The organism is Candidatus Binatia bacterium, from assembly GCA_023150935.1.
Classification (GTDB): domain Bacteria; phylum Desulfobacterota; class Binatia; order HRBIN30; family HRBIN30; genus JAKLJW01.
Genome location: JAKLJW010000187.1, coordinates 1 through 513 on the forward strand (window position 1 = coordinate 1; position 513 = coordinate 513).

Genomic DNA, 513 nt, shown 5'->3' on the forward strand with positions numbered 1-513 from the left:
GAGGTCGAGCACGAAGTCCGCGACCGCGTACATGCCGCCGATCGCCCAGCCGCTGTCGCCGTGGCCGCGCAGGTCCGGCGCCACCACGTGCCAGTCGCGGCGCAGCTCGCGCGCCACCCAGTCCCAGTTGCGGGCGTGGTCGCGCCCGCCGTGCACCAGCACGAGCGGCGGGGCGCCCTCGTTGCCCCAGTCCACGTAGTGGAGCCGCAGGCGTTGCGAGACGAAGAAGTGGGAGGTAGGACCGACGATCTCCGACATGCGCCGATGTTGCGGGGCTCCGTGCGCAGCGGCAATGGCCCTCGGTTATCCTGCCGCCGTGCGCATCGCCCTCGCCCAGGTGAACCCCACGGTCGGCGACCTCGCGGGCAACCGCCGGCTCGTCGAGGAGGCCGCCGCCAAGGCGGCGGCGGCCGGTGCGGAGCTGGTGCTGCTCCCCGAGCTGGTGCTGAGCGGCTATCCGCCCATGGACCTCCTCGAGCGCGAGGGCTTCGTCGAGGACCAGCTCCGCGAGCT

2 protein-coding genes are annotated in these 513 nt (G+C 73.3%); one reads left to right on the forward strand and one right to left on the reverse strand.

Features of this window, described 5'->3' with window-relative positions; genetic code table 11:
* The coding region (locus tag L6Q96_23665; GenBank protein MCK6557543.1) for an alpha/beta fold hydrolase at window positions 1-258 on the reverse strand (258 nt) is incomplete at its 3' end.
* A gap of 34 nt (window positions 259-292) precedes the next feature.
* Here L6Q96_23665 and L6Q96_23670 point away from each other — a divergent pair.
* A partial coding sequence (locus L6Q96_23670; protein ID MCK6557544.1) for an NAD+ synthase occupies window positions 293-513 on the forward strand: 221 nt, incomplete at its 3' end.